Raw genomic sequence first — 15,110 nt, forward strand, 5'->3', positions numbered from 1 at the left:
AGATCTCTCCGAAGCGGGAGGCGAATTCTACAGCGTTACACGCTGCTGTCAACACCTCTTTTTCAACTTCCTTTTGGCTTCGATGAACTGAAGCAACCTGCTGCCGAAAACCACGTAACTCATTGTTTACCAAGGAGTTTTCCGTTTCGACTGCGCCGGAAGTGGGGCGAATTATAGACAGATATAATTCGCCGTCAACATCTATTTTCAGACTTATTCGGATTTGAGCGTAATTCGCGCGAACGCCTTCTTGCCCGCCTGACAAACGTGTGTGGCGCCCAGTTCATATATAAATGTGCGATCAACCACCTCACCATCTATACGCACACCACCCGACCCCAGGAGATCACGAGCGACCGCCGAGTTCTTCACCAAGCCCGCCTTATTAAGGACAGCCGCAATCGGCATAGCCTCGGCAGCGGTCAGTTCAATCTCCGGCAGATCATCCGGCAGCTCACCATCCTTCATACGGTTACCAGCGGCACGATGCGCACTGGCAGCAGCCTCTTCGCCATGGAAGCGCGCGACAATCTCCTCAGCCAGCTTGATCTTCACATCACGCGGATTGGCGCCCGCCTCTACGTCCGCACGCAACGCATTGATTTCGTCCATCGAGCGGAAGCTCAACAGCTCGAAGTAACGCCACATCAGCGCATCAGGAATGGAAACCAGCTTGCCGTACATTACGCCCGGCGCCTCCTGGATACCGACATAGTTACCCAGGGACTTGGACATCTTCTTGACGCCATCCAATCCTTCCAGCAACGGCATAGTCAGAATGCACTGAGCCTCCTGACCGTATGCGCGCTGCAACTCACGCCCCATCAGCAGGTTGAACTTCTGATCGGTACCGCCCAACTCAACATCCGCACGCAGCGCCACCGAGTCATACCCCTGGACCAATGGGTAGAGGAACTCATGAATCGCGATCGGCTGATTGGTGGAGTAGCGCTTGTCGAAGTCATCGCGCTCGAGCATACGTGCCACGGTGTACTGGGAGGTCAGGCGAATAAAGTCTGCCGGCCCCATCTTGTCCATCCAGGTGGAGTTGAATGCCACCTCAGTCTTGGCCGGATCAAGGATCTTGAACACTTGGGTCTTGTAGGTCTCGGCATTATCGAGAACCTGCTCACGAGTCAGCGGCGGGCGCGTAGCACTCTTGCCGCTGGGATCACCGATCATTCCCGTGAAGTCACCGATAAGAAAGATGACTTGATGGCCCAGCTCCTGGAACTGACGCAGCTTATTAATAAGCACGGTATGACCCAGGTGCAGATCCGGCGCAGTCGGATCAAAGCCAGCCTTGATACGCAGGGGCTGGCCACGCTTAAGCTTTTCGATCAGCTCAGCTTCAACCAACAGTTCTTCCGCACCACGTTTTATCAGCGCTAGCTGCTCTTCAACCGACTTCATAACAGACCCGCAAGGCTCAGATTCAAAAGGGAACCAACCATACAAGATCAGGGACTAATTACAAGTTTTGCCCTGCGCACGGACACCGTTCAGCGAGCCCAGCATTCGCGAGCTTGCGCCACAGATGATTTGGTTATATTTTATACAGTTATTTCATCTTCATCATGTCATTCATCTTTTCCATTTCATCTTCAAAGTCAAATTACCTATGACCACTGAACCGTCTAAAGCGCCGCCGCTTTACCCGAAGACCCACCTGCTCGCCGCAAGTGGTATCGCCGCCCTTCTCAGCCTGGCACTGCTGGTATTCCCTTCCAGTGACGTAGAAGCCAAACGAACATCCCTGAGCCTTGATCTGGAAAGCCCAGTTGAACAACTGACACAAGATCAAGACGCTTCCGACGCCCAACAAGCCACAAACACTGCAACTGAATCACCTTTCGCACAGATCGAAAGCGCTCCCGAAGACACCCAGCAAGCCGCCCAGGAAGCACCTGCGGCAGCTGCCGCAAAGAATCCCCAGCATCGCGAAGTCATCGTGGGCAAAGGCGACACGCTATCCACCCTGTTCGAAAAGGTTGGGCTGCCTGCCACCGCTGTGAATGAAGTGCTGGCCAGCGATAAGCAAGCCAAGCAATTCACCCAGCTCAAACGCGGCCAGAAGCTTGAATTTGAACTGACGCCAGACGGCCAGTTGAACAACCTGCACACCAGCCTCAGCGACCTGGAAAGCATCAGCCTGAGCAAAGGTGCCAAAGGCTTCGCCTTCAACCGCATCACCACCAAGCCGGTTATGCGTTCCGCCTACGTACACGGGGTGATCAACAGCTCCTTGTCACAATCGGCTGCCCGAGCCGGCTTGTCCCACAGCATGACCATGGACATGGCCAGCGTATTTGGCTATGACATCGACTTCGCTCAGGACATCCGCCAGGGCGACGAATTCGATGTGATCTACGAACAGAAAGTGGCCAACGGCAAAGTGGTGGGCACTGGCAATATTCTTTCTGCGCGCTTCACCAACCGCGGCAAAACCTACACAGCCGTTCGCTACACAAACAAACAAGGCAATAGCAGCTATTACACGGCCGACGGCAATAGCATGCGCAAGGCCTTCATCCGTACGCCCGTGGACTTCGCCCGTATTAGCTCGCGTTTCTCCATGGGCCGCAAGCATCCAATTCTGAACAAAATTCGCGCACACAAGGGTGTGGACTATGCCGCTCCGCGTGGCACACCCATCAAGGCGGCGGGCGACGGCAAGGTACTGCTGGCGGGGCGCCGGGGTGGTTACGGCAATACGGTGATCATCCAGCACGGCAACACTTACCGTACGCTATACGGCCACATGCAAGGGTTCGCCAAGGGCGTCAAAACCGGCGGCAACGTGAAGCAAGGTCAAGTGATCGGCTACATCGGCACCACCGGCCTGTCCACCGGACCGCACTTGCATTATGAGTTCCAGGTCAACGGCGTACACGTCGACCCCCTGGGTCAAAAACTGCCAATGGCCGATCCGATCGCCAAGGCCGAACGCGCACGCTTCATGCAACAGAGCCAGCCGTTGATGGCACGGATGGATCAAGAGCGCTCCACCTTGCTGGCTTCGGCGAAGCGTTAAGGTATGCCGCTCTATATCGGTGTGATGTCCGGAACCAGCCTTGATGGACTGGATATCGCCCTTATCGAGCAAGGTGCGGCGATCAAGCTGATCGCCACGCACTACATCCCGATGCCAGACACCTTGCGGGCTGAACTTCTGAGCCTGTGCGCCAGCGGCCCGGATGAAATCGCCCGCTCGGCAATCGCCCAGCAACAGTGGGTAACACTCGCCGCGCAAGGCATCCGGGCCTTGCTGGAGCAAAACCGCTTCAAGCCTCAGGACATCCGCGCAATTGGCAGCCATGGGCAAACGATCCGCCATGAACCCGCTCGAAGCTTTACCGTGCAGATCGGCAACCCTGCCCTGCTCACCGAGCTGACAGGGATCAGCGTAGTCAGCGACTTCCGCAGCCGTGATGTTGCCGCCGGAGGCCAGGGAGCCCCTCTGGTTCCAGCGTTTCATGAAGCTCTGTTTGGCGAGCACACTGGCAATCGCGCAGTGTTGAATATCGGCGGGTTCAGCAACCTCAGCCTCATCGAGGCGAACAAGCCTGTAGCGGGTTTCGACTGCGGTCCCGGGAATGTTCTTCTGGATGCGTGGATTCACCACCAGCGCGGTGAACACTTCGACCGCGACGGGCAATGGGCCGCCAGCGGCAAGGTTCAGCCTCAACTACTCAACGCATTGCTCAGCGACCCGTTCTTCTTGACCAAAGGCCCCAAAAGCACAGGTCGCGAAGTGTTCAATCTGGCCTGGCTGCAACAGCACCTGAGCCCGTTGCCCGTCTTTGAGCCCGAAGACGTGCAGGCCACTCTGCTGGAGCTGACGGCCCTCACCATCGTCGAATCTCTGCAAAGCGCACAGACGAGCACTGAGACGTTACTCATCTGCGGCGGCGGCGCGCACAACACGATGCTGATGAATCGGCTGACCGCGCTATTGCCTTCTACTCACGTCAGTAGCACAGCCACTTACGGGGTAGACCCGGACTGGGTCGAAGCCATGGCCTTCGCCTGGCTGGCGCACTGCTGCCTGGAAGGCATCGCCGCCAACCGCCCTAGCGTAACCGGCGCCCGTGGGTTACGGGTGCTCGGCGCCATCTACCCGGCCTAAACTGGCTTCAGACAGCAAAACGCCGCTTGGCCCATAAAAGCCAAGCGGCGTTTCTGTATCCGCTACCGATCAGATCGAGAACGAAGATCCGCAGCCACAGGTAGTGGTGGCATTAGGGTTCTTGATCACGAAACGCGAACCTTCCAGACCTTCCTGATAATCCACCTCGGCACCAGCCAGGTATTGGAAGCTCATCGGATCCACGACCAGGCTGACGCCCTCGCGCTCGACGATGGTGTCGTCATCGGCCACATCTTCATCGAAGGTAAAACCGTACTGAAACCCTGAACAACCGCCGCCCGTAACAAATACGCGCAGCTTCAAGCGATCATTACCCTCTTCATCGACCAGGCTCTTCACCTTGTGCGCAGCACCGTGGGTGAATTGCAAAGCCGTGGGGGTGAAGGATTCAACGCTCATGCTGATAATCTCCCGGCGTAGCGCCGCCATATGCGTAATGACCGGCATTATCCGCTTCTCCTAGAAAAGCGGTCAACTATTGTTACGGTATATCAATCTGTGCAGCCGCCATAAAAACACGAAAGGCCCGATCACCGGGCCTTTTGCGTAACCACCAGACTGCGTTAAGGCAACATTCCCGCGTGGGCCAGGCCCAACTTCTCATCCAGACCGAACAGGATGTTCATGTTCTGCACCGCCTGGCCCGACGCGCCTTTGACCAGGTTGTCGATCACCGACAGCACCACAACCAGGTCGCCATCCTGCGGACGATGCACGGCGATACGGCACACATTGGCACCACGCACACTACGAGTCTCCGGGTGGCTGCCCGCCGGCATCACGTCGACGAACGGCTCATTGGCATAACGCTTTTCAAACAGCGCCTGCAAGTCGACCGAGCGATCAGTGACGGTTGCATAAAGCGTGGAGTGAATCCCACGGATCATTGGCGTCAGGTGCGGCACAAAGGTCAGCCCCACATCCTTGCCCGCGGCGCGACGCAACCCCTGGCGGATTTCAGGCAAGTGGCGATGGCCTTTTACCGCATAGGCTTTCATGCTTTCCGACGTTTCGGAGTACAAAGACCCCACCGCCGCACCACGACCAGCGCCGCTGACGCCCGATTTGCAGTCGGCGATCAGGCGCGACGCATCCGCCAAGCCAGCTTCCAGCAATGGCAGGAACCCCAACTGTGTCGCCGTCGGATAGCAACCTGGTACCGCAATCAGGCGTGCTTGCTTGATCTGCTCACGATTGACTTCCGGCAAGCCGTACACCGCCTCCTCCAACAACTGCGGCGCTCCATGAGGCTGACCGTACCACTTGGCCCACTCATCGGCGTCCTGCAAGCGGAAGTCGGCCGACAAGTCGATAACCTTGGTGCCGGCCGCCAGCAACTCACCGGCCAGTGCATGGGCGACACCGTGAGGCGTGGCGAAGAACACCACGTCGCACGCGCCCAGGGTCTTGATGTCCGGCACGCTGAACGCCAGGCCGTCATAGTGGCCTCGCAGGTTCGGGTACATATCGGCCACGGCCAGCCCAGCTTCGGATCGGGAAGTGATGACCGCCACCTCAGCTTGCGGATGCTGAGCCAACAGACGCAGCAATTCGACACCGGTGTAACCGGTGCCGCCGACGATACCGACCTTGACCATAAACCTGCCCTCAACGAACCCACTGGAAAGCCGTCGATAATAGGGGCCGTATCGTCCTGCGACAACCGTCAACGTGACGTACGGGCGCATGAGCCACTACTATCTTCGCTACCGTGAACCTGGGAATAACCAAAATGCTCTATCTATGGGTCAAAGCCTTCCACATCGTCAGCATCGTCTGCTGGTTTGCCGGGCTGTTCTACCTGCCGCGCCTGTTCGTCTACCACGCCCAAAGCGAAGACAGCGTCAGCAAGGAGCGCTTCAGCGTTATGGAGCGCAAACTGTACCGCGGCATCATGGGACCGGCGATGATTGCCACACTGGTCTTCGGTATCTGGATGCTGGCGCTCAACCCCGGCATTTTCCAGTCAGGCGCGTGGATGCACGCCAAACTGACCCTGGTCGTTCTGCTGATCGGCTACCACCATATGTGTGGAGCGCAGGTAAAACGCTTCGCCCGTGGCGAAAACACCCGCAGCCATGTCTTTTATCGCTGGTTCAATGAAGTACCGGTTCTGATATTGCTGGCTATCGTAATTTTGGTCGTGGTCAAACCGTTCTAGTTTCAATTACTCGGGGGAACTTCCAATGTCGCTGCCCGCTTTACTGGAACAACATCTGCGCCTACCCGTCGTGGTGGCGCCGATGTTTCTGATTTCCAATCCGCAACTGGTCCTGGCCTGCTGTCGTAATGGCGTGGTTGGCAGCTTCCCGGCGCTCAACCAGCGTGAAAGCAGTGGTTTCAGGGCCTGGCTGGAAGAAATCGAAGCGGGCTTGGCCCAGTTGGACAACCCTGCTCCCTATGCTGTGAACCTGATCGTGCACAACAGCAACCCACGGTTGGAAGCAGACCTGGCAATCTGCGTAGAGCACAAGGTACCCATCGTCATCACCAGCCTCGGCGCGGTAAAGGAACTGGTCGATGCCGTCCACAGCTACGGCGGCCTGGTGTTTCATGACGTCACCACCCGGCGACATGCCGAGAAAGCCGCTGAGGCGGGCGTCGATGGCCTGATTGCCGTAGCCGCGGGTGCCGGTGGCCACGCTGGCACCTGGAGCCCCTTCGCTCTGATTGCCGAGATTCGCCAGTTCTTTGATAAAACCCTGCTGCTGGCCGGTTGCCTCAACCACGGCCACGAAATTCTCGCCGCCCAGTTGCTGGGCGCCGACTTGGCGTATTTCGGCACGCGCTTTATCGGTACTACCGAAAGCCACGCGCCAGATGCCTATAAAGAGATGCTGCTCACGTCGCGCGCCGCCGACATCGTGCACACTCCGGCAGTTTCCGGCGTACCTGCGAGCTTTATGCGCCAGAGCCTGGAAAATGCCGGTTTCGACCTCGCCGCGCTGCAAGGCAAAGGTGAAGTCAATTTCGGTTCCAAGCTCAAACCATTGAGTGATGAGGCCAAAGCGTGGAAAACTGTATGGTCAGCGGGCCAGGGCGTCGGTGAAATCGATGATTTACCCAGCGTCGATGAACTCGTCGCCCGCCTGGATGCCGAATACCGCAAAGCACGCGAGCATGCCGCGCAACTGCGCTGGCCACGCTGACCTACTGCACGGCCCGCCGATTGGACGGGCCTGCACACCCTCCCTGATTAAGTGACAAGGATGCCCGCATGAGCGACAACCGTTTCAAGATTGTGTTTGACGGAGCCTTGCTTCCGGGTGTCGAAAGCACCACCGCCAAGCTGAACCTCGCCGAGCTGTTCAAGAGCGATGTCGAGGCGATCGAAAAACTCTTTACCGGCCGCCCGGTCGCGCTCAAACGCGATCTTTCCCGCCCCGATGCCGAAACCTACCTGACGGCATTGAAAAACGCCGGGGTCGACGCACGCATCGAAGCCGAACAGCCCGTGGCGTTCAGCCTCGCTGAAACCCACGAGACGAGCTCCCCTGGCTCCGACTTTTCCCGCTCCGAAGCTTCGCCTTATGCCCCGCCACGCGCAGCGGTTGGCGATGACTTGCCGGAGTTCGCCACACTCAAGGTCTTCACCATCCACGGGCGCATCGGGCGCCTGCGTTATCTGGCCTGGACACTGGCGCTGACCGTCGCGTTGCTGGTAGCCGCAGGCATCATCAGTACCGTCGGCTTCGCAGTGGCGACAGCCTCGCCAACCATAGCCATCATCCTCGGCTCGCTACTGGGTTTCGCACTGTTTGTTACTCTGGTAGTCGTGAGCGTGCAAATCGGTGTGCAACGCTTGCACGATATGGGCTGGTCTGGCTGGCTGTACTTGCTGAACCTGGTTCCAGTGGTCAATAGCGTGTTCCCTATCCTGTTGCTGGTATTGCCGGGGAACGCGGGTGCCAACCAATACGGCGCACCGCCACCACCGAATTCTACTGCGGTGAAAATCCTGGCCTCGCTGTGGCTGGCGTTTATTCCATTGATGCTCATCATCGGCCTGACCCTGGGCATGAACGGCTACCTGGATCAACTTGAAGCCAACATGGACAGCAGCTACGAAAGCAGCTCAATGACCTCCGATGAAGGCGCCGATCAAAGCGTCATCACTGATGAGGCCGCAGAGCAAAGTGCTGACGACGCAGCCGAACCTGTAGACTCTACGCAACAGTGAAGAAACGCCCGCCTGCCTGTGACGCCACTGTCACAGGCAGGCGACGTTGCGATGGAGAAAGGCATGACCCGTTACGCTCTGATCACCGGCGCCTCCAGCGGCATCGGCCTGGCTTTGGCCGAAGCGCTGGCTCGACGCGGCCGCAGCCTGATTCTCGTGGCCCGTCAACGTGATCAGTTGGAAAGCATTGCCATCGAACTGACCCAACGCTTCGGTGTCGAGGTGTTGTTTCGTGCCTGCGACTTGGGCGAGCCGCTGCGTTTGTCCGGTTTTTTGCTGGAACTCGAAGAAGGCGAGCGGCAGATCGACCTGCTGGTCAACTGCGCAGGCATCGGCACCAGCGGGCCATTTTTGGCCCAGGACTGGATGACCGAGCAAGACCTGATCGAAGTCAACATCCTGGCGCTAACCCGTATGTGCCATGCCCTCGGCAACTCCATGGCGCTGCAAGGCGGCGGGCAGATACTCAATGTCGCTTCGATCGCCGCCTTTCAGCCAGGCCCGTGGATGAGCAGCTACTACGCCAGCAAAGCTTATGTATTGCACTTCTCTGAGGGCTTGCGCGAAGAACTGAAGACCTGCGGCATCAAGGTTTCAGTGCTGTGCCCCGGCCCTACGCGCACCGCGTTCTTCGGCACTGCGCAGATGGACACCGCAAAACTCGACCGCAGCCAGCAGCTAATGAGCCCGGAGGAAGTCGCGCTCTACACCGTACGCGCGCTGGAAAAGAACAAAGCCATCATCATTCCCGGGCGCCGCAACCGCTGGCTGGCATTCAGCCCACGTTTCAGTCCACGCTGGCTGACCCGCAAGATTGCCGGCGCCATCAATAAAGCCTATTGCCCACGCTAACCGCCTGATTACACTTACCTAGACTTTCACCCTGGAGAAACAGCTGTGGATACTCTGTTCACCAAGATCATCAACCGAGAAATACCCGCCAGGATTATCTATGAAGATGATCAAGTCCTCGCCTTCCACGATATCGCCCCACAGGCGCCGGTGCATTTTCTGGTTATTCCGAAAAAGCCGATTCGTACCCTCAATGACTTGACCGAGGAAGACAAAGCCCTGGCCGGCCATATTTTGTTCACCGCCCAGCGCCTGGCCGTGGAACAGGGCTGCGAAAAAGGCTTTCGTGTGGTGATGAACTGCAATGAAGACGGTGGGCAGACTGTCTACCACATCCATATGCACGTGCTGGGTCAACGTCAGATGAACTGGCCGCCGGGTTGAGTGCCCAGGGTCAAATTGACTCAGCGCAAACGCTTCGTCCTCTCTTGCGGTAAACTGGCCGCCGAGATTCTTCCCGGAGGTCAGCATGACTACCCAACGTCACTACTCGCCGATTGACCGTCTGCTGCTGCAAGCCGATATGGCCATGCGCACGCTGTTGCCATTCAGTGGCCAACCGTACCGCCCGTCACCGGCCATCGTACAGCCCGATGCCCAGATGAGCGAAACGGACACCCGCCATGTCGCCGGCCTGATGCGCATCAACCACACCGGCGAAGTGTGTGCCCAGGCGCTGTATCAAGGCCAGGCGTTAACTGCCAAATTGCCGCAGGTACGTGCAGCGATGGAGCATGCGGCCGAGGAAGAGATCGACCACCTGGCCTGGTGCGAACAACGTATCCGCCAATTGGGCAGCCACCCCAGCGTGCTGAACCCGCTGTTTTACGGTTTGTCATTTGGTATCGGCGCCGCCGCTGGTTTGATCAGCGACAAAGTCAGCCTCGGATTTGTCGCCGCGACAGAACATCAGGTGTGCAAGCATCTGGATGAGCATCTTGAGCAACTGCCGGCCGAAGATGAAAAATCCCGCGCCATCCTTGAGCAGATGCGCATCGATGAAGAACACCATGCAGATAGCGCGCTGGACGCAGGCGGTTTCCGCTTTCCAGCACCGGTGCGCTTCGGCATGAGCGTTTTAGCCAAGGTCATGACCAAAAGCACCTACAGGATCTAAACCCAAAAAAGGGCGCTCGAAGCGCCCTTTTTTTTGCCAATTGCCGCAATCAGCCCAACTCGATGATTTCATAATCGTGAGTGATGGCCACACCCGCGGCCCCCAGCATGATCGACGCCGAGCAATACTTCTCGGCCGACAGCTCGATGGCACGCTTGACCTGGGCTTCCTTCAACGCCCGGCCCTTGACCACGAAATGCATATGGATCCTGGTAAATACCTTGGGGTCTTCAGTGGCGCGCTCGGCTTCCAGGAAGGCTTCGCAGCTTTCCACTGCCTGGCGGGACTTCTTCAAGATGCTGACCACATCAAAATTGCTGCAACCGCCAACACCCAGCAGCAACATTTCCATCGGGCGTACACCCAGGTTACGGCCACCGGCTTCCGGCGGACCGTCCATGACCACCACATGGCCACTGCCCGACTCACCGAGGAACATGGCTTCGCCCGCCCATTGGATGCGTGCCTTCATCGCCCAGACTCCACTGCTAAAAAAGGGTCGCCAGCTTAGCACAGGCCCTTGAAACAGCAGCGCCCCGGATAAAATCGATAAATGACTGCGTTTGCCGCTAAATTGGCTAATCGAGGCAGAATGTGTCTGGTAAGCTGGCGCCAAATAAATGGCGCATTGCCATGATTCTTACAGCCGGCATCAATGCCGATGCCGCTGGATAAAAACAACGCCACTTACACCGTGCAGTCTTTTCGGGATACAACCATGGTTGCTCTTACTCCCACACCCAAGATCAAGAACCTCGACAAGCTGTTGATGCATTGTCAGCGTCGGCGTCATCCGGCCAAGCACAACATCATCTGCGCCGGCGAGCGCTCGGAAACCCTGTTCTTCATTATCAAGGGCTCAGTCACCATCCTGATCGAAGATGAAGACGGTCGCGAAATGATCATTGCCTACCTCAACACCGGCGATTTCTTCGGAGAGCTGGGGTTGTTTGAACAAGCAGGCAAAGAACAGGAGCGTAGCGCCTGGGTACGGACCAAAGTCGAGTGCGAGGTGGCCGAGATCAGCTATGCGAAATTTCGCGAATTGGCCCAGCATGATCCGGATATCTTGTATGCCCTGAGCGGCCAGATCGCCCAGCGCCTGCGCGACACTACGCGCAAGGTCGGCGACCTGGCGTTCTTCGATGTGACCGGTCGTGTGGCGCGTTGCCTGTTGGAGTTGTGCAAGCAACCCGATGCCATGACCCATCCCGACGGCATGCAAATCAAGATCACCCGCCAGGAGATCGGGCGCATTGTCGGTTGTTCGAGGGAGATGGTCGGCCGCGTGCTCAAGGACTTGGAAGAGCGCAACCTGGTACACGTCAAAGGCAAGACGATGGTGGTATTCGGCACCCGTTAAACCGGCAGGAAGCTGGCCAGCATCTGACGGTACAAGGTATCGAGCCGATTGATCGCATCCGGTGCCGGAAAGGCTTCGTGCAGCGCGATATGGCTCTCGGCGCGAACCCGCTGCTCCAAGCCACGGGCTTGATTGAAGCGGTTGACCGCCGCAATCAACTCCTCACGATCATTCTCCAGCAACATCGCCCCATGCACCAACCCGACCGGGCGGCCACCGCTTTGCCGCCAACGCTGGGCCGTGCCCACCATTTTGCGACCATTGAGATTGACGTTGTAACGACCGTCGCAAAAGGCACCGTCAATTTCGCCGACGGATGCATCGCCGCCCAATTCAATCAATAGATCACAGATCGGTTGGCACAAGCGCTGATAACCCGTCTCGATGCGCCCTTGGTCGCCTTCGCTACGGGGCGGGGCATAGACCAGGGCGATATTGACCGTGGCGCCGGACTGCGGCACAGGCTCACCGCCGGTTTCACGCAGCAATACCGGCCAACCCGCACCGGCCGAGACTTGGCTCGCCGCCGCGAAGGCAGGCAGCCGGCTCAAACGGCGCGGCATGACCAGCGCTTGGTCGCTGGGCTGCCAGAACAGCAGCCCGAATTCCTGCTCATGCGCGCAAACGGCTGCCAATAGGGCTTGCTCGGCGGCAAGGCCTGCTTCGACAGTCATGATCACGGGCTGGAGCATCGAACACTTACCTATCTGAATAAACACAAAACCCAATATGGGAACTGGCTTGCCTGCGATAGCGGTGTGTCAGCTACACAGAGGTTGGCTGACCCGCCGCTATCGCAGGCAAGCCAGCTCCCACAGTTTCGAGCGTATTTCACATCAATCCAATGTCGAACTGCTGATCGTCGTACCGCGCTCCGGAAAGAACAGGCGCTGCAGTTCTGCTCCCGGGTTCTCGGCGCGCATAAATGTCTCGCCCACCAGGAATGAGTAAACGCCGCTGATTTCCATCAGTTCCACATCGGCACGGTTGACGATGCCACTCTCGGTAATCACCAGGCGGTCGCGAGGAATACGCGGCAACAGATCCAGGGTATTTTCCAGGCTGACTTCAAAGGTATGCAGGTTACGGTTGTTGACCCCCACCAGCGGGGTGTCGAGGGTTTTCAATGCGCGCTCCAGCTCATCGCCGTCATGCACCTCAACCAACACATCCAGGCCGACACTTTTGGCCACGGCCGCCAACTCCGCCATCTTCACGTCATCCAGCGCCGAGACGATCAGCAATACGCAGTCGGCGCCCAGAGCACGGGCTTCGACGATCTGGTACGGGTCAACCATGAAATCCTTGCGGATCACCGGCAACTTGCACGCCGCGCGAGCTTGTTGCAGGAATAGGTCGCAACCCTGGAAGTAGTCGATATCGGTCAACACAGACAGACAAGTCGCCCCGCCCTTCTCATAGCTGACGGCGATTTCAGCTGGTACGAAGTTTTCGCGGATCACGCCTTTGCTCGGCGAGGCTTTCTTGACCTCGGCGATCACTGCCGGTTGCTTGAGCTTGGCCTGGGCGATCAGAGCATTGGCAAAGCCACGCGGCGCATCAGCAGTTTTAGCCTGCGCCTCAAGCTCAGCCAGGCTCACACGGGCGCGGCGTTCGGCCACTTCCTCGGCCTTGCGGGCCAGGATCTTTTCCAGAACGGTTGGCACACTCATCCCTCATTCTCCATCTTGAATACGGCAGTGAATGCACCCAGCTCTTCGAGCTTCTCTCGAGCCAGACCGGTGTGCAGCGCATCGTGGGCCAACGCGACACCTTCCTTAAGACTATAGGCATGGTCGGCTGCGTAAAGTGCCGCGCCAGCATTCAGAACGATCATTTCCGCAGCTTTCTGACCGTTTTCGGTTTTGCGACGCCCCAGGGCATCGCGAATCAGTTCCAGCGAAGCTGCCGGGCTCTCCACTGCCAGACCGTGCAAACTCTGGCTTTTCATGCCCAAGTCTTCAGGCTCGACCCAGTATTCGATGACCTCGTCGTTTTTCAGCTCTGCAACAAAGGTCGGCGCCGCCAGGCTGAACTCGTCCAGGCCGTCTTTGGAATGCACTACCAGCACATGCTTGCTGCCCAAGCGTTGCAAGACTTCGGCCAGCGGCCGGCACAACGCCTGGCTGAACACTCCCACCACCTGATGCTTCACACCGGCCGGATTCGTAAGCGGGCCAAGCATGTTGAACAGGGTACGCAGGCCAAGGTCCTTGCGCGGGCCGGCCGCGTGTTTCATGGCGCCGTGATGAGATTGGGCAAACATGAAGCCTATGCCAACGCTGTCGATACAGCGCGCGACTTGCACAGGCGTGAGATTCAGATAGATGCCGGCCGCTTCCAGCAAGTCGGCACTGCCGCTCTTGCCGGACACCGCGCGGTTACCGTGCTTGGCAACGGTGCAACCAGCGGCGGCCACCACGAAGGATGACGCTGTCGATACGTTGAAAATATTCGCACCGTCACCGCCGGTGCCGACCACATCGACGACGCCGTCGAGGGTCTTGAGCTCAACCTTGTCCGCCAGCTCGCGCATCACCGAGACGGCGCCGACGATTTCGTCGATGCTCTCGCTCTTCATGCGCATTGCCATCATAAAGGCGCCGATCTGCGCGTCGGTGCATTGACCGGTCATGATTTCGCGCATCACATCGCTCATTTCAGCGGTGCTCAGGTCCAGATGGCCGACGATACGGCTCAGGGCAGTCTTGATATCCATGAAAAGTCCTTAGCGCGTGCCGCCGCTCTGCTTGAGAAAGTTGGCGAACAGCTCGTAGCCCTGCTCGGTCAGGATTGATTCAGGGTGAAACTGCACCCCTTCGATGTTCAGTGTCTTGTGACGCAGGCCCATGATCTCGTCGACCGAACCGTCTTCCAACTGGGTCCAGGCGGTCAGTTCCAGGCATTCAGGCAAGGTGTCACGCTTGACCACCAGCGAGTGGTAACGGGTCACCGTCACCGGCATGTTCAGGCCTTGGAATACACCAAGGTCCTTATGGAACACCGGGCTGGTCTTGCCATGCATCACCTGACGCGCACGCACCACATCGCCGCCAAACGCCTGACCAATGGACTGGTGACCCAGGCACACACCCAGGATCGGCAGCTTACCGGCGAAATACTGGATGGCTTCCAGCGAGATACCCGCCTCGGTCGGCGTGCAAGGGCCAGGCGAAACCACAATGCGCTCAGGGTTCAGGGCGGCGATTTGCGCAACGGTCAGCTCATCATTGCGCACCACCTTGACATCCGCACCCAGCTCGCCCAGGTACTGCACAACGTTGTAGGTAAAGGAATCGTAGTTATCAATCATCAGCAACATGTGGGTTCAAACCTCTTGAATTCACTGATTTCAAATGACCGCCTTCCAGAAGGGTAACCCGCTGCCAAACGCACGTTCCGGTTGCCGGGGTTGGCCGGCAAGGGGCGTCAGACACAGGGTGAAGAA

17 protein-coding genes are annotated in these 15,110 nt (G+C 58.1%); 9 read left to right on the top strand and 8 right to left on the bottom strand.

Annotated features, from left to right (window positions below):
- Positions 1 to 213: 213 nt before the first annotated feature.
- A complete protein-coding gene (gene tyrS, locus J1G33_RS25595) occupies positions 214 to 1,413 on the bottom strand; it encodes a tyrosine--tRNA ligase (protein WP_005791998.1) in 1,200 nt (399 codons plus the stop codon).
- A 208-nt stretch (positions 1,414 to 1,621) separates the two neighbouring features.
- Between tyrS and J1G33_RS25600 the strand changes: the two genes are divergently transcribed.
- Positions 1,622 to 3,034 carry a peptidoglycan DD-metalloendopeptidase family protein gene (locus tag J1G33_RS25600; RefSeq protein ID WP_005792000.1) on the top strand — a complete coding sequence of 471 codons (1,413 nt, stop codon included), beginning with the start codon at positions 1,622 to 1,624 and terminating at the stop codon, positions 3,032 to 3,034.
- Between the two features lie 3 nt (positions 3,035 to 3,037).
- The gene (locus J1G33_RS25605; RefSeq protein WP_032879209.1) at positions 3,038 to 4,129 is read left to right on the top strand and encodes an anhydro-N-acetylmuramic acid kinase; all 1,092 of its coding nucleotides are present in this window, start codon (positions 3,038 to 3,040) and stop codon (positions 4,127 to 4,129) included.
- Between the two features lie 69 nt (positions 4,130 to 4,198).
- Here the strand turns inward: J1G33_RS25605 and erpA are convergent, their stop codons facing one another.
- Complete coding sequence (gene erpA / locus J1G33_RS25610) at positions 4,199 to 4,549, bottom strand: iron-sulfur cluster insertion protein ErpA (protein WP_003176443.1); 351 nt, start codon at positions 4,547 to 4,549, stop codon at positions 4,199 to 4,201.
- A gap of 164 nt (positions 4,550 to 4,713) precedes the next feature.
- Positions 4,714 to 5,748, bottom strand: coding sequence for an N-acetyl-gamma-glutamyl-phosphate reductase (argC, locus tag J1G33_RS25615; protein ID WP_103735227.1), 1,035 nt, complete (start codon positions 5,746 to 5,748; stop codon positions 4,714 to 4,716).
- 134 nt (positions 5,749 to 5,882) lie between these two features.
- Between argC and hemJ the strand changes: the two genes are divergently transcribed.
- The 6 genes from hemJ to coq7 all read left to right on the top strand — a co-directional run bounded on the left by hemJ (position 5,883) and on the right by coq7 (position 10,299).
- Positions 5,883 to 6,311 (top strand): protoporphyrinogen oxidase HemJ, encoded by a 429-nt coding sequence (gene hemJ / locus J1G33_RS25620; RefSeq protein ID WP_005792007.1) that lies wholly within the window; start codon positions 5,883 to 5,885, stop codon positions 6,309 to 6,311.
- 25 nt (positions 6,312 to 6,336) lie between these two features.
- A complete protein-coding gene (locus tag J1G33_RS25625; RefSeq protein ID WP_005792009.1) occupies positions 6,337 to 7,299 on the top strand; it encodes a nitronate monooxygenase family protein in 963 nt (320 codons plus the stop codon).
- A 68-nt stretch (positions 7,300 to 7,367) separates the two neighbouring features.
- A complete protein-coding gene (locus J1G33_RS25630) occupies positions 7,368 to 8,330 on the top strand; it encodes a DUF805 domain-containing protein (RefSeq protein WP_223019014.1) in 963 nt (320 codons plus the stop codon).
- Positions 8,331 to 8,393: 63 nt separating this feature from the next.
- Positions 8,394 to 9,182 (top strand): SDR family oxidoreductase, encoded by a 789-nt coding sequence (locus tag J1G33_RS25635; protein ID WP_032879204.1) that lies wholly within the window; start codon positions 8,394 to 8,396, stop codon positions 9,180 to 9,182.
- Positions 9,183 to 9,227: 45 nt separating this feature from the next.
- Positions 9,228 to 9,566: a histidine triad nucleotide-binding protein gene (locus J1G33_RS25640; RefSeq protein WP_032879203.1), complete on the top strand. Its 339-nt coding sequence runs from the start codon at positions 9,228 to 9,230 to the stop codon at positions 9,564 to 9,566.
- An 85-nt stretch (positions 9,567 to 9,651) separates the two neighbouring features.
- Positions 9,652 to 10,299 carry a 2-polyprenyl-3-methyl-6-methoxy-1,4-benzoquinone monooxygenase gene (gene coq7 / locus J1G33_RS25645; protein WP_005792017.1) on the top strand — a complete coding sequence of 216 codons (648 nt, stop codon included), beginning with the start codon at positions 9,652 to 9,654 and terminating at the stop codon, positions 10,297 to 10,299.
- A gap of 49 nt (positions 10,300 to 10,348) precedes the next feature.
- Here the strand turns inward: coq7 and J1G33_RS25650 are convergent, their stop codons facing one another.
- The gene (locus tag J1G33_RS25650; protein ID WP_003210947.1) at positions 10,349 to 10,771 is read right to left on the bottom strand and encodes an OsmC family protein; all 423 of its coding nucleotides are present in this window, start codon (positions 10,769 to 10,771) and stop codon (positions 10,349 to 10,351) included.
- Between the two features lie 246 nt (positions 10,772 to 11,017).
- On the opposite strand from J1G33_RS25650, the gene crp reads away from it, so the two are divergent.
- Positions 11,018 to 11,662, top strand: a complete 645-nt coding sequence (gene crp, locus J1G33_RS25655; RefSeq protein WP_223019015.1) for a cAMP-activated global transcriptional regulator CRP — start codon at positions 11,018 to 11,020, stop codon at positions 11,660 to 11,662.
- Here the strand turns inward: crp and J1G33_RS25660 are convergent.
- From J1G33_RS25660 to J1G33_RS25675, 4 genes are all read right to left on the bottom strand, one after another.
- Positions 11,659 to 12,354, bottom strand: a complete 696-nt coding sequence (locus J1G33_RS25660) for a lipoate--protein ligase family protein (RefSeq protein ID WP_216090382.1) — start codon at positions 12,352 to 12,354, stop codon at positions 11,659 to 11,661. The two genes, crp and J1G33_RS25660, sit on opposite strands and share 4 nt — an antisense overlap.
- A gap of 144 nt (positions 12,355 to 12,498) precedes the next feature.
- The gene (gene trpC / locus J1G33_RS25665) at positions 12,499 to 13,335 is read right to left on the bottom strand and encodes an indole-3-glycerol phosphate synthase TrpC (RefSeq protein ID WP_032879200.1); all 837 of its coding nucleotides are present in this window, start codon (positions 13,333 to 13,335) and stop codon (positions 12,499 to 12,501) included.
- Positions 13,332 to 14,381: an anthranilate phosphoribosyltransferase gene (gene trpD / locus J1G33_RS25670; RefSeq protein WP_032879199.1), complete on the bottom strand. Its 1,050-nt coding sequence runs from the start codon at positions 14,379 to 14,381 to the stop codon at positions 13,332 to 13,334. The genes trpC and trpD overlap by 4 nt, the downstream gene beginning before the upstream one ends.
- A gap of 9 nt (positions 14,382 to 14,390) precedes the next feature.
- Entirely contained in the window at positions 14,391 to 14,984 is a 594-nt protein-coding gene (locus J1G33_RS25675) for an aminodeoxychorismate/anthranilate synthase component II (RefSeq protein WP_032879198.1), read from the bottom strand.
- Positions 14,985 to 15,110: the final 126 nt, after the last annotated feature.

This window comes from Pseudomonas sp. P867, from assembly GCF_019891455.1.
Lineage (GTDB): Bacteria > Pseudomonadota > Gammaproteobacteria > Pseudomonadales > Pseudomonadaceae > Aquipseudomonas > Aquipseudomonas synxantha_A.

What these genes read in the sequence shown, in the direction of transcription:
- tyrS (WP_005791998.1), bottom strand. Translation starts at nt 1,413, where the DNA reads ATGAAGTCGGTTGAAGAGCAGCTAGCGCTGATAAAACGTGGTGCGGAA.
- J1G33_RS25600 (WP_005792000.1), top strand. Translation starts at nt 1,622, where the DNA reads ATGACCACTGAACCGTCTAAAGCGCCGCCGCTTTACCCGAAGACCCAC.
- J1G33_RS25605 (WP_032879209.1), top strand. Translation starts at nt 3,038, where the DNA reads ATGCCGCTCTATATCGGTGTGATGTCCGGAACCAGCCTTGATGGACTG.
- erpA (WP_003176443.1), bottom strand. Translation starts at nt 4,549, where the DNA reads ATGAGCGTTGAATCCTTCACCCCCACGGCTTTGCAATTCACCCACGGT.
- argC (WP_103735227.1), bottom strand. Translation starts at nt 5,748, where the DNA reads ATGGTCAAGGTCGGTATCGTCGGCGGCACCGGTTACACCGGTGTCGAA.
- hemJ (WP_005792007.1), top strand. Translation starts at nt 5,883, where the DNA reads ATGCTCTATCTATGGGTCAAAGCCTTCCACATCGTCAGCATCGTCTGC.
- J1G33_RS25625 (WP_005792009.1), top strand. Translation starts at nt 6,337, where the DNA reads ATGTCGCTGCCCGCTTTACTGGAACAACATCTGCGCCTACCCGTCGTG.
- J1G33_RS25630 (WP_223019014.1), top strand. Translation starts at nt 7,368, where the DNA reads ATGAGCGACAACCGTTTCAAGATTGTGTTTGACGGAGCCTTGCTTCCG.
- J1G33_RS25635 (WP_032879204.1), top strand. Translation starts at nt 8,394, where the DNA reads ATGACCCGTTACGCTCTGATCACCGGCGCCTCCAGCGGCATCGGCCTG.
- coq7 (WP_005792017.1), top strand. Translation starts at nt 9,652, where the DNA reads ATGACTACCCAACGTCACTACTCGCCGATTGACCGTCTGCTGCTGCAA.
- J1G33_RS25650 (WP_003210947.1), bottom strand. Translation starts at nt 10,771, where the DNA reads ATGAAGGCACGCATCCAATGGGCGGGCGAAGCCATGTTCCTCGGTGAG.
- crp (WP_223019015.1), top strand. Translation starts at nt 11,018, where the DNA reads ATGGTTGCTCTTACTCCCACACCCAAGATCAAGAACCTCGACAAGCTG.
- J1G33_RS25660 (WP_216090382.1), bottom strand. Translation starts at nt 12,354, where the DNA reads ATGCTCCAGCCCGTGATCATGACTGTCGAAGCAGGCCTTGCCGCCGAG.
- trpC (WP_032879200.1), bottom strand. Translation starts at nt 13,335, where the DNA reads ATGAGTGTGCCAACCGTTCTGGAAAAGATCCTGGCCCGCAAGGCCGAG.
- trpD (WP_032879199.1), bottom strand. Translation starts at nt 14,381, where the DNA reads ATGGATATCAAGACTGCCCTGAGCCGTATCGTCGGCCATCTGGACCTG.
- J1G33_RS25675 (WP_032879198.1), bottom strand. Translation starts at nt 14,984, where the DNA reads ATGTTGCTGATGATTGATAACTACGATTCCTTTACCTACAACGTTGTG.